Source organism: Brevibacterium sp. HMSC07C04, from assembly GCF_001815905.1.
GTDB lineage: Bacteria > Actinomycetota > Actinomycetes > Actinomycetales > Brevibacteriaceae > Brevibacterium.
The window spans coordinates 134,242-157,344 of sequence record NZ_KV823280.1; the positions used below are offsets into that span (position 1 = coordinate 134,242).

22 protein-coding genes are annotated in these 23,103 nt (G+C 62.0%); 5 read left to right on the forward strand and 17 right to left on the reverse strand.

Features of this window, described 5'->3' with window-relative positions; all coding sequences use genetic code 11:
• Positions 1-9: 9 nt before the first annotated feature.
• The 17 genes from HMPREF3162_RS09785 to HMPREF3162_RS09865 all read right to left on the reverse strand — a co-directional run bounded on the left by HMPREF3162_RS09785 (position 10) and on the right by HMPREF3162_RS09865 (position 17,524).
• Entirely contained in the window at positions 10-660 is a 651-nt protein-coding gene (locus tag HMPREF3162_RS09785; RefSeq protein WP_218079180.1) for a phosphoribosylanthranilate isomerase, read from the reverse strand.
• 5 nt (positions 661-665) lie between these two features.
• Complete coding sequence (locus HMPREF3162_RS09790; RefSeq protein ID WP_070777692.1) at positions 666-1,079, reverse strand: YchJ family protein; 414 nt, start codon at positions 1,077-1,079, stop codon at positions 666-668.
• Positions 1,079-2,359, reverse strand: a complete 1,281-nt coding sequence (locus HMPREF3162_RS09795) for a dicarboxylate/amino acid:cation symporter (RefSeq protein ID WP_070573980.1) — start codon at positions 2,357-2,359, stop codon at positions 1,079-1,081. The genes HMPREF3162_RS09790 and HMPREF3162_RS09795 overlap by 1 nt, the downstream gene beginning before the upstream one ends.
• 85 nt (positions 2,360-2,444) lie before the next feature.
• Positions 2,445-3,950 carry an MFS transporter gene (locus HMPREF3162_RS09800; protein WP_070573981.1) on the reverse strand — a complete coding sequence of 502 codons (1,506 nt, stop codon included), beginning with the start codon at positions 3,948-3,950 and terminating at the stop codon, positions 2,445-2,447.
• Between the two features lie 70 nt (positions 3,951-4,020).
• Positions 4,021-4,932, reverse strand: a complete 912-nt coding sequence (locus HMPREF3162_RS09805) for a sensor histidine kinase (protein ID WP_070573983.1) — start codon at positions 4,930-4,932, stop codon at positions 4,021-4,023.
• A complete protein-coding gene (locus tag HMPREF3162_RS09810; RefSeq protein ID WP_070573985.1) occupies positions 4,929-5,648 on the reverse strand; it encodes a response regulator transcription factor in 720 nt (239 codons plus the stop codon). Before HMPREF3162_RS09810 ends, HMPREF3162_RS09805 begins: the two co-directional genes overlap by 4 nt.
• A gap of 17 nt (positions 5,649-5,665) precedes the next feature.
• Complete coding sequence (locus HMPREF3162_RS09815; protein WP_070573987.1) at positions 5,666-6,184, reverse strand: OmpA family protein; 519 nt, start codon at positions 6,182-6,184, stop codon at positions 5,666-5,668.
• The gene (locus HMPREF3162_RS09820; RefSeq protein WP_070573990.1) at positions 6,181-6,813 is read right to left on the reverse strand and encodes a hypothetical protein; all 633 of its coding nucleotides are present in this window, start codon (positions 6,811-6,813) and stop codon (positions 6,181-6,183) included. Before HMPREF3162_RS09820 ends, HMPREF3162_RS09815 begins: the two co-directional genes overlap by 4 nt.
• A 163-nt stretch (positions 6,814-6,976) precedes the next feature.
• Entirely contained in the window at positions 6,977-7,714 is a 738-nt protein-coding gene (locus tag HMPREF3162_RS09825; protein ID WP_083304114.1) for a type 1 glutamine amidotransferase, read from the reverse strand.
• A complete protein-coding gene (locus HMPREF3162_RS09830; RefSeq protein WP_070573992.1) occupies positions 7,711-8,751 on the reverse strand; it encodes a dipeptidase in 1,041 nt (346 codons plus the stop codon). The genes HMPREF3162_RS09825 and HMPREF3162_RS09830 overlap by 4 nt, the downstream gene beginning before the upstream one ends.
• Positions 8,752-8,784: 33 nt before the next feature.
• Positions 8,785-9,591 (reverse strand): serine hydrolase, encoded by an 807-nt coding sequence (locus tag HMPREF3162_RS09835; protein WP_070777693.1) that lies wholly within the window; start codon positions 9,589-9,591, stop codon positions 8,785-8,787.
• Between the two features lie 54 nt (positions 9,592-9,645).
• Positions 9,646-10,818, reverse strand: coding sequence for a DUF819 family protein (locus HMPREF3162_RS09840; protein ID WP_070777694.1), 1,173 nt, complete (start codon positions 10,816-10,818; stop codon positions 9,646-9,648).
• Positions 10,819-10,832: 14 nt separating this feature from the next.
• Positions 10,833-11,804, reverse strand: coding sequence for a S66 peptidase family protein (locus HMPREF3162_RS09845; protein ID WP_070777695.1), 972 nt, complete (start codon positions 11,802-11,804; stop codon positions 10,833-10,835).
• Positions 11,797-13,569: an ABC transporter ATP-binding protein gene (locus HMPREF3162_RS09850; RefSeq protein ID WP_070574001.1), complete on the reverse strand. Its 1,773-nt coding sequence runs from the start codon at positions 13,567-13,569 to the stop codon at positions 11,797-11,799. The genes HMPREF3162_RS09845 and HMPREF3162_RS09850 overlap by 8 nt, the downstream gene beginning before the upstream one ends.
• Positions 13,569-14,531: an ABC transporter permease gene (locus tag HMPREF3162_RS09855; RefSeq protein ID WP_176745891.1), complete on the reverse strand. Its 963-nt coding sequence runs from the start codon at positions 14,529-14,531 to the stop codon at positions 13,569-13,571. The genes HMPREF3162_RS09850 and HMPREF3162_RS09855 overlap by 1 nt, the downstream gene beginning before the upstream one ends.
• Positions 14,532-15,596, reverse strand: coding sequence for an ABC transporter permease (locus tag HMPREF3162_RS09860; RefSeq protein ID WP_070777696.1), 1,065 nt, complete (start codon positions 15,594-15,596; stop codon positions 14,532-14,534).
• A gap of 116 nt (positions 15,597-15,712) precedes the next feature.
• Entirely contained in the window at positions 15,713-17,524 is a 1,812-nt protein-coding gene (locus HMPREF3162_RS09865) for an ABC transporter substrate-binding protein (RefSeq protein ID WP_083318979.1), read from the reverse strand.
• 305 nt (positions 17,525-17,829) lie between these two features.
• On the opposite strand from HMPREF3162_RS09865, the gene HMPREF3162_RS09870 reads away from it, so the two are divergent.
• The 5 genes from HMPREF3162_RS09870 to HMPREF3162_RS09890 all read left to right on the forward strand — a co-directional run bounded on the left by HMPREF3162_RS09870 (position 17,830) and on the right by HMPREF3162_RS09890 (position 23,087).
• A complete protein-coding gene (locus HMPREF3162_RS09870; RefSeq protein WP_070777697.1) occupies positions 17,830-18,891 on the forward strand; it encodes a 2,3-butanediol dehydrogenase in 1,062 nt (353 codons plus the stop codon).
• Between the two features lie 127 nt (positions 18,892-19,018).
• The gene (purU, locus tag HMPREF3162_RS09875) at positions 19,019-19,861 is read left to right on the forward strand and encodes a formyltetrahydrofolate deformylase (RefSeq protein WP_070574008.1); all 843 of its coding nucleotides are present in this window, start codon (positions 19,019-19,021) and stop codon (positions 19,859-19,861) included.
• A 118-nt stretch (positions 19,862-19,979) separates the two neighbouring features.
• Complete coding sequence (locus tag HMPREF3162_RS09880) at positions 19,980-21,047, forward strand: iron-siderophore ABC transporter substrate-binding protein (protein ID WP_070777698.1); 1,068 nt, start codon at positions 19,980-19,982, stop codon at positions 21,045-21,047.
• On the forward strand, positions 21,028-22,074 hold the full coding sequence (locus HMPREF3162_RS09885; protein WP_141759583.1) for a FecCD family ABC transporter permease: 1,047 nt from the start codon (positions 21,028-21,030) through the stop codon (positions 22,072-22,074). The genes HMPREF3162_RS09880 and HMPREF3162_RS09885 overlap by 20 nt, the downstream gene beginning before the upstream one ends.
• Positions 22,071-23,087, forward strand: coding sequence for a FecCD family ABC transporter permease (locus HMPREF3162_RS09890; protein ID WP_256282709.1), 1,017 nt, complete (start codon positions 22,071-22,073; stop codon positions 23,085-23,087). The genes HMPREF3162_RS09885 and HMPREF3162_RS09890 overlap by 4 nt, the downstream gene beginning before the upstream one ends.
• The last annotated feature ends 16 nt before the right edge of the window (positions 23,088-23,103 follow it).

A 23,103-nucleotide genomic window follows, 5' to 3' on the forward strand; every position in this document is an offset into this window, starting at 1 on the left:
TGGGGAGGCTCAGGACTGACGAGGCGCCGCCTGCTTCCGCTCGGTCCGCGCCTTTTCGATGAAGGCCCTAATGAGTTCGGGATCCTTCACTCCCCGACTGGATTCCACGCCGGATGACACATCGACGCCGATCGCCCCCGATGAAGCCGCAGCTTGCGCGACGTTGTCGGGTGTCAGGCCTCCGGCGAGGACAAACGGCCCGCGGTCGCGTTCATGCAGCTGTGTTTGGTCCCAGCGCTGGCCTGCACCCGGCGCGGGAGCATCAAGCAGCAGGAGGTCGTCACCATAGGCACCGGCGCGGGCTTCAGGGTCGTGAGCGAGCGACACAGCACGCCACAGCTTCAGACCCGGTGCCGCAGCGCGTGCGGCAGTGAAATCAGAGTGCTCGTAGTGGCCATGCAGCTGCAGAGCATCAGCGCCGATCCGCTGAGCCATAGAAGCAGCACCAGCCGCGTCCATGTCGAAGACCACGAGAACAGCGAGTGCTGACCCCGCCTCGTGAATCCACGTGACAATCTGTTTCGCGGTGTCCTCGTCCACGTGCCGCGGCGAGGGTCCGTAGTGCATGATGCCCAGAGCATCCGCACCGGCGTCAACGGCAACCCGCACGTCTTCGCGTGTTCGCACACCGCAGATTTTCACAAACAGAGATTCGCTCACGGTAGTCATCCTGCACTTTCGTGTTCACCGTCGACGTAGAACCAGCGACCGGCGCGTGTCACAAAGGACGAACGCTCCCGCATGGTGCCCGGCTGACCGCCGACACGGTAATGGGCCGCGAACTCGACGATTCCCGTCGAATCACCCGCTCCTCCGTCGACCGTGTCGAGGATGTCAAGAGAAGTCCACTCCACCTCGGGATCAGGCTGTGTATCAGTCGGCCGGGTGCGAGGATGCCAGGTGCGGAACAGATAGTCGGCATCGTGCAGGACAAAAGCCGTAAAGCGCGAGCGCATGAGCGCTTCAGCCGTGTCCGCTGTACGAGTTCCCTCAAGCAGAGGCAGACAGCACTCGCCCAGGGCACTCCCGCGGGGCAGGCCGCCGCATGGGCACACGTCAGAGGTAGGGCGTGGAATCATCAGCTGGCTTCTATGATCCGGTCGTTTTCGTCTTGGCCCGAACCTTCTGCGCGGCGACCGCCGATCTTATCGACGATCATGGCAATCGCACCGTCGCCGGTGACATTTGCCGCAGTTCCGAAGCTATCCAGCGCTATGTAGGCGGCGAACATGAGACCGACTTCCATCTGCCCAAAGCCGAGCATCTGAGTGAGAAGACCGGCCGCAGCGGCAATCGCGCCACCGGGAACGCCCGGTGCGGCAATCATCATCACTCCCAGCATGAGAATGAACGGAAGATACGTGAGGAACGCCGTATCACCGCCGGTGATCATGAGAACCGCCATGGAGAAGCACGTGATCTTGATCATCGAACCGGACAGGTGGACGGTTGCGCACAGGGGAACGACGAAACCGGCCACAGTGTCGGACACCCCGTTCTTCTTCGCCGAGCGCAGGGTCACCGGGATCGTGGCGGCCGAAGACGATGTTCCCAGAGCGGTGAAGTAGGCATCGCGCATGTTCCACAGGGATTTGAGCGGATTGCGCCCGGCAATCGCTCCGGCCGCGGTGTACTGGATGAGCAGCATCAGCACGGTCAGCGCGAACGACACGATGACCACCAGCAGGAACTTCTGCACCACGATGACGGCTGCACCGCTGTGGGACAGGTCCGCGAATATGCCGAAGATGAACAGCGGCAGGGCCGGGACGATGACGTTGCGGATGAGGCTTTCGACAATCGAGCGGAACTCGATTGCGCCGCGGTAGAGAACCCGGCTGCGGAACCCCGTCAGGCCAGCGCCGATGATGATCGCCAGAACGAGGGCGCTCATAACGCCGATGACGGGTTCGAGCACGATTTCGGTGGCGACTTCCGCAGCTGCCGTCGGATCAGCGGCATCTACTTCAGTGGGTGCGCTGACCACCGTGAAGTAGGGTTCGAAGCCGTCCCCCTCTGCTTCTGCAATGCCCTTGATGTCAGTACCCTCAAGTGAAGAGCGGAACAGCCAGCTGGCGGTGAAGTAGGCCAGCAGGCCCGCAATGAAGGTCGAGGTGTAGGCGATTCCCGCGGTCAGGCCCAGCTGCTTGCCTCCCCCTTTGCCCAGTTCCGCAATCGCCGGGGCGACAAGACCGAAGATGATCAGCGGCACCACGAACGCCAGCAGTCCCGAGAACACCGAATTGTAGGTGGCGGAGATTCCGCCGAGCCATTCCGGCAGGATTGGGCCGGTAAGGATTCCGAGGACGATCGCGATGACGATCCACACCAGCAGCGGGAGTGATCGGGACAGCTTCATTGGTCGTTGTGCTTTCTGCGGTGGGCAAAGAGGCGGATGAGGGGAATACACAGGATTCTAGGAAAACCCTGTGCGGCTGGTGCACTCAGCCACCGCTGGACTCGTCTTCTTCTGCGACCCGTTCGGCCTCTTCGACCATTTCGTCATGCGTCATGTCGCGCTGGTCGGGCTGGCGTCCCTCAGCCAGCGCCTTGTCCGCGGGAGACTGCGGCATAACGCGCGTGCCGATAGTGCCGGGCTGCTGGCGGCCGTGAATCGAAGCACCCGCAGTTTCTGGCATGAACCACGTGGCCACCAGACCGATGACGCAGGCGAGGATCATGTAATACGCCGGGAACAGGAGGTCGCCTGTTGCCTTGACGCCGGCTTCGTTGATCAGGCCGGCCGTGCCGCCGAGAGCCGACACGGACAGGTTGTAGGTGACCGAGAAGCCCAGCAGACGCACGTGTGCGGGGAACATCGCCGGGAAGGTCGCCGAAATCGTGGCGAGCATCGGTACGTAGGCGATGCCGAGAACGGCGAAGCCCACGAGCGCAAAGCCGAAGCCCAGCGACATCATCTTGAACATGGGGATGGCCAGAACGCCCACCGCAATGGTCGTGAAGAACCACAGCGGGCGACGGCCGAACTTGTCCGATGCCGCGCCGAAGATCGGCATGAACAGCACGATGAACAGCTCGCCCACGAGGATCACGATGAGCGATGTCTGTGAATCCATGCCGATCTGCGCTTCAAAGTACGACGGCATGTAGGTCAGCAGCGTGTAGTTGACCATGTTGACGGTTGCGACCAGCGCAAACAGGATGATGACGTCGCGGCGGTACTCCTTGAACACCGCGCGGAAGCGGTCCATTGTCGAGGTGTCGTCCTCTTCCGGATCTTCCTGGATTTCGTTGAACACCGGGGTGTCCTCAAGCTTCGAGCGCAGGTACCAGCCGATGAAGCCCATGGGCAGTGCGATGAGGAACGGGATCCTCCAGCCGAAGGAGTCCATCTGCTCCGGGGTCACGGTGAACTGGATGATGAGCATGAGTGCCGCACCGATGACATAGCCGGTCAGCGAGCTCGCTTCGAGGAACGAACCGAAGAAGCCGCGACGGCGGTTGGGAGCGTACTCAGCCATGTAGGTGGCGGCTCCGCCGTACTCACCGCCGGTGGAAAAGCCCTGCACCAGACGCAGGACGATGAGCAGGATGGGCGCCCAGATGCCGATCGTCTGATAAGTGGGCAGCAGGCCGATGAGGGTTGTTGCCCCGGCCATGAGCAGAATCGTGGCGGCCAGCACGCCCTTGCGGCCGATCTTGTCGCCCATGGGCCCCCAGAAGAATCCGCCCAGGGGTCTCGCCAGGAAGGAAATGGCGTACGTCGCCATGGTGGCCATGATCTGGTATTCGCCGAGTGCATCGAAGAAGTGATGGGCGATGTACGTTGCGGCGATCGCGTAGACGCCGTAGTCGTACCACTCGGTCATATTGCCGATGGCCGAGGCTGCTGTTGCCCTGCGGACAACCTTCGGATCAGCCGCGTGGTCTTCGGCTTCGCGTGCGTAGTCTGATGCGAGCAATTCTTCTGAGCTGCTGTCAGAACTCATACAAACCTTCCTGTTTCGAGACATCAATCACTGTAACGGAGAGCAGTGACGATGGCTAAAGCAGGAAAATCTACATGGCCGGCAGGCGCAGGGTGACAGTTGAACCCTGTCCGTACCAGGACTGCAGCGCGGCGGTGCCGCCGTGGCGTTCGACGATGGCACGGACCATCGGCAGTCCGAGCCCGCTGCCTTCCGTCCCGCGGACCTCGCGTGAACGGCCGAGCTCTTCCCATACGGTTTCGATCTCATCCGGCGCTATCCCGCGGCCCGTGTCGGCACATTCAATGACAACCCAACCGTTCTCTTCACGGCCGCGAACTTCAATGTGTGCTCCCGGTGGCGAGTACTTCACCGCGTTGCTCAACACGTTTGACACGGCCAAGAACAAAAGATCTGAGTCACCTCGAACGTGCGGCAGGGGCCGCGGTGCCTGAGGCAGAGACACCTGGAACCTGCGCTCCCGGGCACCCGGAATTTCAAGAACCGTCTGCACTGCCTCGTGAACAAGAGCGCCGATGTTGACCGCGGAGGGTTCGAGTTCAGCGTGTTCGACTTCGCTGATCTTGCGCAGATTGTTCAGCAGACTGCTCAGGCGCACAGCCTGAGCATCGATGCTGTCGCGCTGCCGCTGGGACGGTTCGTCGGCCAGGGCTGCGCGAATGCCCTGAATGGGGTTCTTCAGTTCGTGGTCCAGACGGGCCAGCAGGCGCTGGCGGCGGCGCATCTGCTCATCGCGCACCTGCGCTGAGGCTTTGACGGCACCGCGCCTGGCAAGGACGACGGCGGCGAAACCAGCCGCGAACAGGCCGGACAGCAGCAGGCCGAAAACGAGGGGCGCCCACGCTACCCGGGCCGTGATGACCGCCTGGGTTTGGGAGTCGACGAACAGCCACCCCACCGTCACGATCAGCCCGATGAGCAGGGGCGCAAGCAGCGCAGAGGCGATGACCAGCGGCGTCCGCTGCTGTTTCTGTTCGCTCATCCGCGATCCACTGCTCCAAGAAATCGATATCCTGCACCCGACACCGTCTCAATGTAGGCGGGATCGCTCGAATCATCACCCAGTTCCCTGCGGATTTCAGCAATTCTGTGATCAACCGCGCGCGTGGTCACAATCGCTTCGAAGCCCCACACGGTTTCCAGCAGACGCTGGCGAGAGAACACCTCGTCAGGGTGGCTCATGAGGAACTCCAGCAGAGCGAAGGCGCGCGGCGTCAGCTGTCGTTCGCATCCGTCGACGAAAATCCTGCGGGCCGGTCGGTCCAAACGAAGCTCACCCGATACCAGAGCCTGGGCGGCGCTCAACGGCGTCTGGCCCCGCTGGGTGCGGCGCAGAACCGCGCGGACGCGCGCCATGAGCTCAACCGGATCGAACGGTTTGGTCATATAGTCATCCGCACCGTCATCGAGGGCGGCTGCCCGTTCGAAAGTCTCCCCCACCTCGGTCAGCAGGATGACGGGCAGCCATTCGTCGTCGGCCCTGATGCGGCGCAAGACCTCACGACCGTCGAGGTTCGGCATAAGTACATCAAGGATGACAAGGTCCGGGCGGCGGGCTTCGATAGCCTGCAGCGCCTCGACACCGTCAGCTGCGGTTTCAGTGTCGAGGCCGCTGCGGCGCAGCACGGGGGCCAAGTGCTCGCGGATGGTGGAGTCATCATCGACGAGCAGCACATGCGGTCGCGTCTGGGCGGACATTGTGTTCCTTCGCGGACTCAGCCGTCGTAGCGGATTTCAACCCGTCGGTTCTTCTCGCGACCTTCCGGATTGTCTTTGCCGCCCTTGTCATTCGGTTCGATCGGCTTGCTGTCACCGAAGCCCTTGACTTCGGTCTTGATGTCAGACCGGGCTTCCTTAATGGCTTTCGACACTGCCTCGGCGCGACGCTTAGACAGAACGTCGTTGCCTTCCTTGTAGGGCAGATTGTCCGTGTGCCCTTCAACCCGGACGGTAGCGTTCTGCGGCACTTTCTTGACCAGTTCGGCGATCTTCTTCTTCGCACCGTCAGACAGGTCCCATTTGCCGAGGTCAAACAGCACATCCGAGGACAGCGTGACGACTTTTTCGCCGGCGTCTTCGCGCGTGTCGTCCATCGGCTCGATGTTGTCTTCCAGCGGGATGATCTCGGCCTTGATCGGGTTGATTTCCGCTTTCACGGCAGCTGCTGCGGGAACAGCGCCGAACGCCATGACTCCGACCAAGCCGACGGCTGCGAGCTTGGCGCGGGCGCTCACTGGATCTTCACGCCCTTGACCAGCGGCTCACCTTCCCACAGGAAGATGTCCATCGTGTCAACGTCTTCCGGCGGAGCACCGAAAGCGGCCTTGGCCTGTGCCTCTCGGCCCGGGTTCAGCTTGGTGTCTGTGACATCGGTGAGTTCGTCAATAGCCTTGTGCTTGTTGAAGTTCTTCGTGTCAACCGCGTATGGACGGAAACCGGAACCGCGGACCCTGAACAGCGATTTCTGGTCGTCCATCGTGGTTTCCAGAGTAAAGCCGTAGACAGCTTCTACCGTTTGCTGGTTGCGCTTGACGCTGATCAGGCGAACCTTGAGCTTGGCATTCTTGTCGCCGTCAATCTCCACCGGAACTTCGGCTTCACCCAGCGATTCGCCCGAAGCAGCCGCTTCTGAACCGCTGCCTGAGTCCTGCGAATCGTCACCGGCAGAATCTTCACCGCTCTGGGACGCCGCTTCACCGGAACCGCTGTCAGAGCTGTCAGAGCTGTCGTTCTTCTGCGACTCTTCAGAGGTTTCCTTTTTGTCGTCAGAGCCGGTGTTGAAGTCAACCGAGCACCCTGTCAGACCCAGGGATGCAGCCACGGCCGCAGCGGCGATGACTGTTCGTGCTTTTGTCGTGCGCATGCGAAACCTTTCGGTAGCGGACCGGGTGGGCCCTGTCGTGCTTGCTGACTCAAGACTACGAACGCGGAAAGCACTGTTCGTCGCACAGAAGTCGCAAGAGTCCGGAAACTTGTACCAGCTTCGCGACATTCTGAGACACACAGGTGAACTCAGCGTGTACGCCTCAGCGGCGGCTTGACTCAATCACCTCGCGTGCAAAGCCGTCGAACAGCGCCTGCGCATTGCGTGCGCTGTCTGCTTCAACGCGGTCTGCGTGTTCAACAAGAGCGTCCTTGTCAAAGCCCAGCTTGGCCAGACCGTCTGCTTCCCAACGGCGCACCGAGTCAGCGGACGCTTCGGGATGGAATTGCATGCCCCACGACCGTCCAATGCGGAAAGCCTGGATTTCGCACAGTTCGCTGCTGCCCAGCAGCTGGGCTGTGGCCGGCAGCTCGGTGATGCGGTCCACGTGGCTTTCGATGAAGTGGGCTTTCGGCCCCACCTTGCCGAACACGGGGTCATCGGCAGCCTCTGAGGTGAATGTGATTTCGGTTGCGCCCTTTTCGGGTGCCCCGGTTTCGGCCTTCACCGTGCCGCCTGCCACGTGGGCCAGCAGCTGGCCGCCCAAGCAGATGCCCAGCTGCGGTTTGTCGGCATCCCACGCGGCGCGTACGAGTTCAGCTTCACGCTCCAGCCACGGCGCCCGGTCGGTTTCATCCGGCATGTACCCGCCGCCCAAGTAGACGAAGCCGTCATAGTCATTGACCACTTCCGGGCCTGGAATGTCGTTGACAGTGCCGTCGGGTCCCGGTCCGATCCGCAGATCAAACTCGATGTGGTGGTCAATGAGGCGTGGGAGCAGTCGCCTGGGCTGTGAATCGATGTCGTTGACGACTATGAGGATGCGGGCCACGATGCTCACTCTCCCGAGCGCAGGAAGCTGCGGTAGCGGTCGTCGTGAGCTTCCAGCACGCGCAGCGCATTGTCGAAGCCGAGCTTTTCAAGGTCTTCTTCTGACCAGGAACGCGAGCGCAGTTCGTCGATGAGCGCCGGATAGGTGCTGGCATTGTCCAACCCGGTGGGGAAGGAATCCGTTCCGCAGAAGTCCGAGCCGATGCCCACGTGATCAATTCCGATGCGTTCGCGCACGTAGTCGATGTGGTCGGCGACTTCGCTGATGGTGACTTCCGGAGCTGTGCCCTTTTCGCCGTCTTTGACCCACTCGTATCGGTCCTGTGAAACGAAGGAGGGCACGAAGGTCAGCATGTGCACTCCCCCGTTTGCCGGCAGCCGGTCGATGATGTCATCGGGCACATTGCGCGGGTGCGAGCACAGGCTCATAGCGTTTGAGTGGGTGAAGAGCACCGGCAGGTCGGTCATGCCAAGCACCTGGTCCATGACACTGGGCGCCACGTGAGACAGGTCCGGGATCATGCCGATCCGGTTCATCTCCGTGACCACTTCCCGGCCGAAGTCGCTCAGTCCCCCATGCACCGCCTCGTCAGTTGCGGAGTCTGCCCAGCTGTGGGTGGTCGACCACGTCAGTGTCATGTAGCGAGCGCCGAGCTTGGCGAACATGCGCAGGGCACCAAGTGATTCGTTGATCTGGTTGCCGCCCTCAACACCGAGCAGACCGCCGATGCGCCCGGCAGCTCGTGCTGCGCGGATGGCTTCCGCTGTTGTCGCCCAGGCGAGGTCAGCCGGATAGGTGCTGATCATGCGGTCAACGAGGTCGATCTGCTCGAGTGTCCAGCGGACAGCTTCGTCGCCCTTGATGGCCGAGTCGACGAACACCGACCAGAACTGTGCGGCGACACCGCCGTCGCGCAGCTGCGGAATATTGGTTTCGACAACCTCGTCGGGCCGGTCGAGATCAGTGACCGATGAGCCGCGGGTTTCGCGCAGCAGATACGGGAGGTCATTGTGGCCATCGAAAATGGGGATGAGTGGAGACGACATCGCGGGTCCTTTCTTCAGTCCGGATGGGGTTAGTCAGGCGTGCAGGTGGGCGCTGATGAGACCGCCGGCTTCGCGCATGATCGGCATGACTTCGAGCACTCGGTCCTCATCTGCCGCCCAGTTGGCGAAGACAGCGTAGGCCACGCGGCGTTCGCGCGTGAACGCGATTCCGGTGTCGGCCCGAACGCTGGAGTCGGTGCCGGTCTTGTTCACAATCCATTCGCCGCGCGTGTAGTAGTAGTGCGCGAGCGGATCGGGTTCGAAGTAGGACGCCACCATCGACGTATCCGCCCCAGCGCCGAGCCAGCGGCGCAGCATTTCAGAAGACATCGGGTCGAACAGTTCGTCACGTGACAGCCGCGCCATGTAGTCGCTCAGTTCATAGGCGGTGCCCGATGACAGACGACGGGGTGCTCCTGCCGGTCGCGGCCAGCGCAGGAAATCGTGCAGTGCAGAGTCTTTGTAGCCCAGTGCTTCGATTTCCTTGGCCACGCGGTCCAGGCCGACCCGAGAGATGAGCACGTTTGTGGCGAAGTTGTCGCTGAACGCTCCGATGAGCATGCCGACGTCGTGGATTGTGAGGTCCGGCTGGTCCAACAGGTACCAGATGCCGGATTCGTCGACGCGTTCGGCGGCGTTGCGGGTCAGCCGTTCATCCAGGCGCAGTTCGCCGTTGTTCTTCATCTTCAGTGCTGCGTGCAGCAGGAAGATTTTGGCGATCGAGGCGGTTGAGAGCACCCGGTGGGGTTCGTGGCTGAATACCTCTTCGCCCGTGTCGATGTCGATTGCACGTGCTGAGAATTCGACCCCGTCAAGACGTGTGAACAGGTCCGCTGTCATTGTGCTGCCTTTCTCCGGCGCTGTTGGCAACCGGCTGTTTAGACGACGTTAAAACTATGCGAAGAGGCTCATGACCTGGCCGGCGGCCAGACCGAAGAACGTACCGGCGAATGCCCCGATGAGGGCGAAGAGAACGCCCACGGGAACAAGTTCGCGGTTGAAGGCACCGGCGACGACGGGGGCGGACGCCACACCGCCGATGTTCGCGGTCGAAGCGACAGCCAGGCTGAACAGCTCCGTTTTGGTGAGTTTGGCGTAGATGATCATGAGGACCATGTGGATGGCCACAACCATGAGTCCTGCGAGCAGGTAGATCGGCGCTTCGAACAGCGATGTGAAGTCCGAACCGGCTGCGATGACGCCGATGATGATGTACAGCATGATGTACGCGACGTCCGAAGCGCCGGCCATCTTCCCGTACCGGGTCGAACCGATCACCAGACCCACGATGCTCACGATCAGGATGGTCCAGGTTGTCGAGTTCACGACGACGCCGATTTCCGGCAGCTTTCCGCCGATCACGGTGGCCAGCGCCGAACCGAACAGCCCGATGGCCAGCACTCGCAACAGTGCCACGAGGTCCATTGTGTCGGCATCAGATGCGCTTTCCTCGGCGCCTTCAGCGGTCGATGCGGCATGAGACAGGGCCGCGGTGTCGGCTTTTGTCCACGCGTTGAACTTGTCGGATACGCCGACGGACGAAAACATCACCAGCAGCCACAGGGAGTACACGATGGTGTCGACGATGAGCACGTGACCGAAGATGTTCTCCGGTGGGTTGAGGATGCCCTGCACGGCAGCCATGTTCGCCGAACCACCGGTCCACGAAGCCGCGAGTGCTGCCAGGCCCTTCCACGCTTCGGCATCCAGCACACCTTTGAACACGGCGAAGGTGATGATGAATCCCAGCATGATCGAAACTGCGGTCGCAGCGTAGGTCAGCAGCAGCTTCGGTCCCAGTTTGATGATCTTTCGGACATCGCACTGGAACAGCAGCAACATGATCATCGCCGGCAGCAGAGCGTCTTTGACTCCTCCGCCAACAGCGTCGATCGAATCAGACTCACCGAAGACCCCGACGGTGTTCAGCAGCGCTGCTATCAGGTAGAGAAAGACGAATCCAGGTACGTACCGGAAAACCGGAAGCCCGCGGGCTTTGTCCAGGTAGACGAGAATCGCGGCTATCGCAATGAGCAGGCTGATGAACAGAAAACCGTCAGTGATCATGGCTGCTTAGGGCTTCACTCCTCGCTCGGCTCTATCGTCACAGTGGGCATTGTGCCGTCTTCCGGTGCGCTCAGCTTGGCGCGCACGCCCAAGGGTATCGAACCGGCGTGCGGGTGATGGCCCAGTTCAACCTCCCACACGACCGGCACCCCCGCCTCACCGAAGTACTCCCGCAGAAGCGCCCTGCGGTCGGCATCTTCACCGCAGCTCTCCCACGAACCCAAGACCACCGCACCGGCGCGTTCAAGCCAGCCGATGCGCTTGAGCTGCAGAAGCAGGTTGTCCAGGCGGTACACGTCCTCGTCAACGTCTTCCAGAAAGAGGATGCCCGGCTGATCGGGCGCTCCCGGCTGGAATTCGGGTGCGCCGACCCCGGCAGCGAGCAGACTGAGATTGCCCCCGTAGGTGATTCCCGTGAACTCACCAGCCGTGAGAGTCTGTGCGGACTTGCCCAGGCGGATCTGCTCATCTGACCACGGCGAGAACAGCCAGCGTTTGATGTCAGCGCGCACGCGTTCACTGTCACCGAAAACAGCATTGCCGACCATGGGACAGAACAGCGTGGGCACTCCCACGTGGTGCGCCCAGGCCTGGTGCAGGGCGGTGATGTCGCTGGAGCCCGTCAGCAGCTTGGGTCGGCCATCGGGCCTCAGAGCGCTGTCGGCCATGCGCCCGAAGTCGATTTCATCAAGCAGACGCATGGCTCCATAGCCGCCGCGCAGTGCGATGACCGCCGCCGCTTCAGGATCACACCAGGCTTCCACCAGGTCGCGGCGGCGCTCGTCGTCGCTGCCAGCCAGGTACGAGGCCCGAGCGTCGACTTTGCGGAGGTTCTCACCGACCTGCACGTTAAGCCCCCACTGTTCAAGCGCTGCGATTGCCGGTTCAACCGTGCCTTCGGGAGCCGGCCCCGAGGGGGCTACGAGCCACACTCGATCGCCCGGCGCCAGCGGAGCCTGCTCAGCGAAGGGATTGCGATCAGCCATCGGCGGCGCCTCCTGTTTCCGGTGTTTCGGTGGTGTTTGATGAAGCGGCGCTCACCTGTGCCGCAGGTGCCGGTGCGGTGTTCGACTGTGCGGCCCGCTCAGCACGGAAGCCGGGCACAGCTGCCAGCAGTCTGCGCGTGTAGTCGTGCTGGGGGTCCAGAAGAACGTCCTCAACCGGGCCGTGCTCAACGATTTCACCGCGATACATGACCGCAACCGTATCGGCGATGTTCCAGGCCAGACCGAGGTCGTGGGTGATGACAAGCGCGGTCAGCCCGATGTTCTTCTTCAAAGCCAGGAAAAGAGACAGGATCTCGCCGCGCACCGAAGCGTCGAGGGAGGCCACCGGTTCGTCGGCAATGAGCACATCGGGCTCGAGTGCCAGCGCGCTGGCAATAACAACGCGCTGGCGCTGCCCGCCGGAAAGCTCCTGCGGGATGGGCTCGAAGAAGTCCTCCCCGGGGGTCAGCTCCGCAGCTTCCAGGCTTTCGCGCACCCGCGCCCGTTCGTCACCGGTGAACTTCTGCACGCGCAGGCCTTCGGCGACGGACTCATAGACCGAGCGCGAAGGGTTCAGCGATCCCGACGGGTCCTGCAGAATCATCTGCACGTCGCGCCGAAACCTGCGCAGACCGCGCTTGGTGCTCGGCAGGGACTCGCCCTGGAACAGAAGCTCTGATCCGCTGTCGGGCGGCTGCAGGCCCAAGAGCGTGCGCGCAAGCGTAGTCTTGCCCGAACCGGACTGACCGACAACAGCAAGAATCTCAGAGCGGTGCAGCTTGAGGTCAACGTTGTTGACGGCCTTTGTCAACCGCCCGCGAGCCTTAAAGGTGACGTTGAGGCTGCGCGCCTCGAGCACCACCTCGTCAGTCATGGTGTGGGGAGTTTCGACGTCAACTCGGGCCGGGTTGCGGGTGATCGGGTTGAGCCTTGACGCAGGGTCGCCGATGGTGGGGAACGCATCCGCCAGCTGCTGGGTGTAGGGCTCCTCCGGCTTGCTGCAGATCTGCTCGGCGGGGCCGATTTCAACGATTCGCCCGCTCTTCATAATCGCGATCCGCTCACACGCCGTGGCAAGCACGGAGAGGTCGTGCGAAATCATCAGCAGCGAAATTCCGCGAGCCTCGACGAGTTCTCGCAGGCGCGTGAGGATCTGCGCCTGGACGATGACGTCGAGTGCCGTGGTCGGTTCGTCGGCAATGATGATGTCGGGATCGCACGCCAGCGCCATTGCGATCATGACCCGCTGCTTCTGGCCACCGGACAGTTCGTGCGGATATGCCTGGGCGATCTGGGCGTCGAGGTCAACCTGTTCCAGCAGGCTCACCACACGCGCTTTGCGCTCAGCTTCGGACCGCCATTCGTCTTTGACGTGCAGGTTGAGCGCTTCGAGTATCTGCTTGCCCACTGCGCGCACCGGATTGAGCGAGTGCAGGGCACCCTGGAAGACGATCGCGGCTTCTGACCAGCGCACGGCGCGCATCTGGCCGAAGTTCAGTTCGGCAATATCGGTTCCGCCCAGCAGCACCCGTCCAGTCAGAGTCGCATTGTCCGGCAGCAGGCGCAGCACGGAGAGGATCAGCGTGGACTTACCCGAACCGGATTCGCCCGCAATGCCCAGGGTGCTGCCAGCCGGCAGTTCGAGGCTGACGTTCGACACGGCGGGAATGTCGCCGCGAGAGGTTTTCGACGAGTACGTAATCGACACATCGTCAAAAACAAGGTCCTTGCCCAATGCAGCGGCAGATTTTTCTGCTGGACTCATCAGCGGCTCCTGAGTGTCGGATTGGCAATGGCTTCAATGGCGCGGCCCACCAGGGTAAAGGCGAGGACCACCGCGACGATCGCAAGTCCCGGGGTGAGGATGAACCACCAGTAGCCGGAGGTTGCTGCCGAAACATCCATGGCGTTTTTCAGAATGGTTCCCCAGGACTGCTGTGTTGTGTCGCCCAGGCCAAGGAAGGCGAGTGTCGATTCGGCGATGATCGCGCTGCCCACCGTCAGTGTGGTGTTGGCCAACACCAGCGGCATGACCGCCGGCAGCAGGTGCGTGGTGATGATGTGCCAGTGACCGGCGCCTAAGACCTTTGCCCGCTCAATGTAGAGGCGGGATTCGGCCGACAGCGTCTGTGCGCGGACAATGCGCGCTGTCCCCGCCCACGAGGTCACGCCGATCGCAATGACGATTGTGAAGACACCGCGTTCAAGCACGGATGAAAGGACAATTGCCAGCAGCAGCGAGGGCAGCACGAGGAAGAAGTCGATGATCCGCATGATGAGCCCGCCGACCCAGCCGGTGAAGTGACCGGCTGCAATGCCCATGATCGTTCCGATGATCATGGACATCGCGGTGGCGGCCACACCGACGATGAGCGAAACCCTGGCACCCCACACCAGGCGCGCCCACAGTTCGCGACCGTAGTTGTCTGTGCCCAGCGGGTGCTCGGCACTCGGGGGTGCGTAGCGCGGATTATCGAGGTTCTGGGTGACGTCGAGCATTGCACGGTCGGCAATGAGCGGGGCGAACACGGCCACGATGATCACCAAGAGCAGAACGATCGCACCGATGATGCCCGCGCGGTCTTCCAGGAAGATCTTCCAGTTCTTCTTGGCAGCCTCGGCACGCCGGTTCCACGCGAGTGCGCGGGCGCTCGAGGGAACCGCGGCACGCTGTCCAGCGTCATCGGCTGCCGTCTGCTGTTCAGAGGAGGCGTTGCGGGATGTCATTCAGGCCCTCCTGACGCGCGGGTCGAGCTGGCGGTACACGAGGTCAGCCAGCAGGTTCATGATGATGATGGCAGCTGAGAAGACGACGAAGGTCCCCTGCAGCAGAGGGAGATCAGGCCCGGATATCGCCTCGTAGGTCAGCTTCCCCAGCCCGGGCCACGAGAACACGGTTTCGACCGTGAGCGCACCGGCAATCAGGCCGCCGATGTGCATGAAAACCAGCGTCACCGTCGGCAGCAGGGCGTTGGGGACGGCGTGCTTGAGGCGGACGTCGTCTTCGCGCAGCCCCTTGGCGCGGGCGGTGGTCAGGTAGTCAGCACTCATCTCACCCAGCAGTGATGCGCGCATCACCATGAGGTACTGCGCGTAGACGACCGCTGTCATCGTGATGACCGGGAGGATGAGGTGCTTGGCGACATCGAGCACATAGTCAATACCACCCGGTTCGATTCCCGGTGAGACCATGCCGCCGGTCGGCAGCCACTGCAGCCTGCCGGAGAACACCATGAGGAGCAGAAGTGCGAGCCAGAATGTCGGCACGGACCAGAAGATCAGGCTCGTGGAGGTTGTCAGCTTGTCGAACAGCGATCCGCGCTTCCAGGCGGCCAACTGCCCCATCCACAGGCCCAGGCTGATGGCCAGAATCGCTGCGGTGCCGGTCAGCAGCAGGGTCGGCCACGCGTATTCGGCAATGAGGCTGCTGACTGACTGCTTGTAGACGTAGCTGGTCCCCAGGTTCCCGGTGAAGATTCCCACCAGGTAGTCCCAGAACTGGACCAGCACAGGCTTGTCAAGTCCGTATTCAGCGCGCAGCTGTGCCATCTGTTCGGGGCTCATCTGCCTTTCGCGGGCAATCTTCTGCACCGGGTCGCCCGGCAGGATTCGAAAGGCGAAGAAGCCGAGTACAACAACCATGAGGAGGCTGATGAGAGCTCCGCCGACCTTTCTGAGCAGATAGCTGAGGTAGGACTGGCCCGCCGGGGGCGCGTCAGTGTCGTCAGGACCGCCGGAAGCTCCGCTCTTGAGCTTCTGCTCTTCGGCCTGTGTTTGTGCGTTCACAGACATGTTTCTGCTTTCCACGCTCTGCTTGGATCTGCGGCAGGGCGTTAACGGTGCTCGAGGCGCCGGTCACCACTCGTGTGTCCGGCGCCTCGAATCTGTGGGCTAGGTGGCCCGTGGTCTCACGCTCGGTCGTCGGCGCTGCGGCGCCGCAGGATCAGCGGGATTGCCACAGCGGCAATCACGACGACCGCTCCGATGCCGATCCACAGTCCTGCCGAGGAGCCGCTTCCCTTGCCGTCGTCGACTTCGTCTGCGGGAGCCGCCGTCAGGAAGCCCCAGTAGCCGGACTGGTTGCCGATCACACCGCCGTCTTCGGGCTGCGTGGTGAAGCCGCCGAAGCGGTCGGAGCGGTAGGCCTCGAGTTGCTTGGGGTACCACAGGGTGATCTGCGGGGCGTCGTCGTAGTGCTGCTGGAGGGCCTGGTGGACGTACTCCTGGCGTTTGCCTTCGTCGAGTTCGGTGTGCTGCTTCTTGTACAGTTCGTCGAACTCCTTGCTGCAGTAGCCGTCCTGCGAGGTCGGGCCGTTGCCCTCAGCGTCCGGACGTGATGCGCAGGTGTTGATCGACAGCTGGTATTCCGGGTCGGGGGTAACCGACCAGCCGGTCACGTAGATGTCGAAGTCACCCTTCATCGTGCGGTCGGAAATCGTGTCGGAATCGCTGGATTCGGCTTTGATTTCAACTCCGATTTCTTTCAGCCACGGCGTGATGAACTCTGCAATGGACTGTTCCGTCGGGGTTTCGGCATCTGTCAGCAGGCGCAGGGAGAGCTTCTTGCCGTCCTTTTCGCGTATGCCGCCAGAGCCTTCTTTCCAGCCGGCTTCATCGAGCAGCTTCTTGGCCGCTTCGGGATCGTGGGAGACGATCTTGTCGGACTTGGGCAGGTGCCATTTTTCAAAGGATTCGGGAACGAAGCTCGTCGCTTCCGTCGCGTAGTCCTTCATGACCTGTTCGCGCAGGGTGTCTGTGTCGATGCCCAAGCGCAGAGCCTGGCGGACCTTGACGTCTTTGAGCGCTTCATTGCCGGTTCCGTAGGCTTCGCCTTCAGGGGTTTCAAAGCCGGGGTTGACGCCAAGAGCTGTGAAGCGGCGGGATTCGCCCACATTGGTTTCGATGTTGTCGGCGTTTTCCAGCGCTGACATCTGTTCGGGGGTCAGCCCGGTCACGAAGTCGACGTCGCCGGCGCGCAGCGCCTGCACCATGGCGTCGCTGTTGGTGTAGTAGGTGTACTGGATGGTGTCGATCTTCGGCTTGCCCTTCCAGAAGTTCGGATTGGCCTTCAGCGTGATCGACTGGTTGGCTTTGTAGCTGTCCAGGACGTACGGACCGGAGCCTACGACTTCAGAGTCGTTGGCGTCCTTGGCGGGGTCCTTCTTTTTGGACCACACGTGTTCGGGGACGACAGGAAGTTCGACACCGGGGTTCGGCGCCTGCGGCGACTTGAGTTTGATGACCACGGTGTGTTCGTCAGAGGCTTCGACCGATTCGAAATTCTCCACCAGCGAGCCGTTGGCCGCACCCATGGCCGAGTCGTCCATGATCTGTTTGTAGGTGTAGACAACGTCGTCTGCCGAAATCGGCTCGCCGTCGGACCACTTCATTCCCTCGCGAATGGTGAACGTCCATTCGTCACCCGAATCATTGGCGTCCCATTTCTCCGCCAGCCCCTCGGTCGGAGCGAAATCCTTCGAGTCGTACTGCACGAGGTTTTCGTACACGTAGCGATTGATGGCTGTCGGCGTGAGGTAAATCGAAGTGAACGGGTTGAAATTGTCAACAAGGCCCGATGTGGCAATCCGCATGGTCGTTTCCGACGCCGCCTGCTCGGTCGACTGGGCTGCTGCGGGCAGTGCGGCTCCGGTTGATCCGAGAACCGTCATCGCGGCAGCCGCGGCTGCTGCTGTGCACCGTTTGAGAGCTGATCTGAACATATCTTCCTTCCGGCTTGCTTCTTCAGCGCCAGCTTCTTCGCGTGGCGTTTGGGGCGGGCCGAATGTGTGCTGATTCGACAGCCCCTCAGAAGCTGTTTCTGTAAGTTACATCACAGACTCCTGAGTGATCAAAATCATTCGCCGAACAACCTGGTGTGAAGTGCTCGGGCCTCCTCCCCCACCCCTGTCGGCATGAAATTCAGCCGAGTACCCTGGAAGTGAGGGCAGCGACGATGATCGGGCCACAAGCTCGAATTCACAGTTGTTCTCACACACAGACATCACAGTGCATGAGGAGCAGTGGTATGAAGGCCGCACGCTTTTACGACCGTAAAGACATCCGCATTGAAGACATCCCCGAACCCGAGCTGAAGCCCGGCACCGTTGCCATTGACGTCGCGTGGTGCGGCATCTGCGGCACGGACCTCCACGAATACCTCGAAGGCCCCATCTTCATCCCGCCGAAGGGCCACCCGCACCCCATTTCGGGCGAAGAGGCGCCGGTCACCATGGGCCACGAATTCTCCGGCACCATCACCGCTCTCGGTGAGGGCGTCACCGGCCTGGAGGTCGGACAGAACGTCGTCGTCGAGCCCTACATCATCGGTGAAGATGTCGACACCGGTGAAGGTCAGGAATACCAGCTGTCCGAAAACATGAACTTCATCGGCCTGGGCGGCCGCGGCGGCGGTCTGTCCGAAAAGATCGTCGTTGAGCAGCGCTGGGTCCACCCCATCGGCGACGTTCCGCTGGACGAAGCTGCTCTCATTGAGCCGCTGTCCGTGGGCCACCATGCCTTTGTCCGCTCCGACGCAAAGTCCGGTGACGTTGCGGTTGTCGGCGGTGCTGGCCCCATCGGCCTGCTGACGGCAGCTGTGCTCAAGGCTGAGGGTCTGACCGTCTACATTTCGGAACTGTCCGAGGCCCGCAAGGAAATGGCCCGCAACACCGGTGTGGCCGACGAAGTCTTCGACCCCCGCGAAGTCGATGTCGCAGCCAAGGTGAAGGAACTCACCGGCGGCAAGGGCGCTGATGTGGGCTTTGAATGCTCGTCTGTCCCGGTTGTCCTCGACATGCTCATGGACGCCGTTCGTCCCGGCGGTGTCATCGTCAACGTGTCCATCTGGGGCCACAAGCCCGAGGTCGACATGCCGACCCTGGTTCTCAAGGAAATCGACCTGCGCGGAACCATCGGCTACTCGAACGACCACCCTGCCACCATCAAACTGGTGCAGGACGGCAAGCTCGACCTGTCGAAGTTCATCACCGCCCGCATCAAGCTTGAGGAACTGGTTGACAAGGGCTTCGACCAGCTCATCAACAACAATGAGCAGCACGTGAAGATTCTCGTAGACCCGAACGCCTGATCGGTTCAGGGCTGAACGAAGCTCAAACAGATGATCCGGCCCGGCGGGAAACCAGTACGGTTTCCCACCGGGCCGACGGCTGCTGGTTCAATAGCCTTAACCGATCTCGTCAAACAAAGTGAGAGCCATGGAGCGCTTCATCATCACCGTCGCCTGCGCAGATACACCGGGCATAGTCCACGCCGTCACGGAGGTCCTCGTTGGCTTAGGCGGGAACATTGTCGAGTCCCAGCAGTTCACCTCGCCGGACTCCGGAACATTCTTCCTGCGCGTTGAAGTCGACGCACCGTGCAGCCGCGACCAGCTGGAAGCAGCAATGACGCCGGTCAGGGAGCGCTTCAGCATGGAGCTTGGCCTGCACCGCAAGGCCGACAGGGTGCGCACTCTCATCATGTGTTCAAAAGACCCGCGGACCCTCAACGAAGTGCTGTTCGATCACCACCTGGGCCAGCTCAACATCGATGTGCCGCTCGTGGCGTCGAACCACATGGACCTGAAGAAGCACGCCGACTTCTACGGCATCGACTACGAGCATGTCCCGATCACCAAGGACACGAAAGCCAATGCCGAAGCTCGCCTGCTGGAACTCATCGAGGAACATGACATCGAGCTGGTCATCCTCGCCCGCTATATGCAGATCCTGTCAGACGACCTCGCAGAGAGGCTGGCGGGGCGAGTCATCAACATCCACCACTCGTTCCTGCCTGCATTCAAGGGGGCCCGCCCCTACCATCAGGCACACGCGCGCGGCGTAAAGCTCATCGGTGCCACGGCCCACTATGTGACGGCCGACCTTGACGAAGGCCCGATCATCGAACAGAACGTCGTACGCGTCGACCACAGCAAGTCACCGGGTGAGCTCATCGCCATCGGCCGCAATGTTGAGGGGCGGACTCTGGCTCAGGCGGTGCGCTGGCACGCCGACCACCGTGTGCTCATGGACGGAACCCGCACCGTCGTGTTCAGCTGATACACCCCTCTTCAGCCCTTGTCGGAGAACATACGACATAGTTTTGTTGCGTTATAAGATGAGGTTAGCCTAACCTAATGTTTCGTCTCTTTAATCCAGATCGAAACAGAGCAACCCTGTGTCTCCATTCCCCACCGCTCGCGCCAGGCGAGCTCTCGCAGCAGCGGCAATCGCCGGCTCACTCGCATTCACCCTCGCTGCCTGCGGCACCGAGCAGTCCGGCAGCAGCGGCAGCCAAACACAGGCCGCCACGGCCACTGACGAATTCCCGGTCACGGTCGAGCACGCATTCGGCAAGACCACCGTCGAGCAGAACCCTCAGCGAGTGGCGACGGTCGGATGGGCCAACCACGAAGTCCCGTTGGCCCTCGGAATTGTGCCGGTCGGAATGTCGAAGGCCACGTGGGGAGATGATGATGGCAACGGCATCATGCCGTGGAACGAAGAGAAGCTCTCGGAACTCGGCGGAGAAGCGCCGGTCCTCTTCGACGAAACCGACGGCATCCCGTTTGAGGAAGTTGCCAACACAAAGCCCGATGTCATCCTCGCGTCCTATTCCGGGCTGACGAAGGAAGACTACGAAACCCTCAGCAAGATCGCCCCGGTTGTGGCCTACCCCGACATTCCCTGGGGAACGTCGATGAAGGACATGACGGAGATGAACGCTGCGGCCCTGGGACGAAAGGCCGATGGCGAAAAGCTTGTTCAGGACGCTGAAAAGAAGGTTGCCGACGCTCTCGACAAGCATCCAGACCTGAAGGGCAAGAAGGTGCTGTTCACGTCGTTCAGCGGTACCGAGGATTCATCTAAGGTCGGCTTCTTCTCAACAACAGATCCCCGCATGGGCTTTTTGGCTGAACACGGCCTTGCCGCACCGGACTACGTCAAGAGCGAATCCGAGAAGAGCGATGAGTTCTGGCTCGAGGTGTCAGCGGAGAAGCCCGAGGTGTTCAAGGACGCCGACCTCGTTGTGTCGTACTCGTCAGGCAGCAAGGAAGACGACGAAAAGCAGTTGAAGAGCATGCAGTCCGATCCGCTCCTGTCGAAGATCCCCGCAATCGCCGACGGCCGTGTCGCATTCCTTGAGAACGGACCTGTGGGAGCAGCCGCAAACCCGTCGCCGCTGTCGATTCCGTGGGGCATTGACCGCTACTTCGAACAGCTGAATGAAGGCCTCAAGGGCTGACGCGAAGCCGCTGAGTTCGCTTGCTTCGTCAGCAGGCGGCCTCAAGTCGGCAACGGCGATTGTCCTGCTCATTGGCCTTGTGGCCGCTGCCGCGGTGTGCTCGCTGATGTTCGGAGTGCGAAGCATTTCGGCTTCTGACGCACTCGGCGCTCTGACCGGCGGCACGTCAACTGCCGGCGAGGCAGCCGCGGCGGTCAGGATTCCGCGCACCGCGCTGGCCATGAGCGTCGGTGCGGCGCTTGCCGCGGCGGGAACCACACTGCAGGCTGTCACCCGCAATCCGCTGGCGGACCCCGGCATCTTCGGGATACTCGCGGGTGCCGCACTGGCTGTATCAGCTTCTATGGCGTTCACCGGAATGTCGCTTCCCGCTCCTACTATGGCCGTCGCCATTGTGGGAGCGTTCGTCGCGGCCGCCTTCGTCTACGCCGTCGGGTCCCTGGGCCGAGGCGGTGCAACTCCCCTGAAGCTCGCTTTGTCGGGAGCTGCGACCGCCGCTGCCCTGTCGAGCCTGACCAGCGCTGTCATACTTCCGCGGGAAGACGTCATGGACCGGTTCCGCTTCTGGCAGATCGGCTCTGTAGGAGGCGCCGAGTGGTCGTCGCTCACGGCCGCCGCTCCCCTGCTCGTAATCGGCGCTGTCATCGTGTGGATGTCCGCTCCCGGACTGAACGCTCTGGCTTTGGGCGATGAAGCGGCGACTGGCCTGGGCGTACCAGCGAGCAGAACCCGACTGCTTGCCGTCATCGGCGCGGTGATCCTGTGCGGAACCGCTGTCGCGGTCGCAGGGCCGGTCGGATTCATCGGGCTCATCGTTCCCCACACCCTGCGCCTGCTTCTGGGTACAGATCACAGACTTCTCATTCCAGCCTCGTTCCTGGGAGGTGCCGTAATCCTCACCGCGGCGGACACCCTCGGGCGCGTTGTCGGCCGACCCAGTGAGATTGCGGTCGGCATCATCACGCCCTTGTTGGGGGCACCTCTGTTCATTTGGCTGGCTCGGCGAGCGAAAGGAGGCGGACTGTGACTGCTGCTATCACCCAAAGTCTGCGCTCTGCTCGCCGGTCAGCGCGCTTGAGCGCAGCGGTCCGGTTGACGGCTCTTACAGCAGTGGTCCTCGTCCTGTGGTTCTGCAGCCTCATGATCGGCGATGTGTTCTATTCCCCTGGCGAAGTCTGGGCCGTTCTCACCGGCCACACCGTCCCCGGCGCATCGTTTGCCGTTGGCGACCTGCGGCTGCCGCGCGCCACGGTCGGCGCGGCCGTCGGGGCTGCATTCGGCGTCTCGGGCGCACTGTTCCAGACTCTGCTTCGCAATCAGCTGGCCTCACCGGACATCATCGGAATCTCCAGCGCGGCCTCGGCCGCCGGCGCAACGGCAATCGTGTTCTTACACTGGGGAACCGCGGCTGTATCTGCGTCTTCGCTGATCTTCTCGCTTGTCGTTGCCGCGGCGGTCTTCTGGTTGGTGCCACGACCTCGTTCGGGACCGAAACTCATCCTCATCGGCATCGGTGTTGGCGCCGTGATGCAGTCGTGGACGTCCTATGTTCTGTCACGAGCTGCCGCATGGGATGCTCCGGCGGCGGTTCGGTGGCTGACAGGTTCTCTCAACAGCGTGAGCTTTGAACAGGGCTGGCCCGCCCTCATCGCAGCGGCCGCTGCTCTGAGTGTGGGAGTTCTCGGCTCGAATCGCCTAGCACTGCTGCAATTCGGCGATGACACGGTCGAAGCTCTGGGCGTCCGCTCACGGATGCTCCGACCAGCACTGCTGATGGCCGCAGTTCTGGTCCTTGCGGCCGCTGCATCCGTCGCGGGCCCCATCGCGTTCGCGGCTTTCATGGCCGGTCCGATTGCATCCCGGCTCTTCCCTGCCGGGACGTCTCTCATCCTTCCTTCCGGTCTGGTGGGTGCGGCACTCATTCTCACCGCCGACGCGATCGGCCAATTCGCGTTCGGGACGCGCTATCCCGTCGGCGTCGTCACCGGCGCACTCGGCGCTCCGCTCCTCATTGCCCTGCTCATCCGCACTCGAAAATGACACACCGAAACAGAAA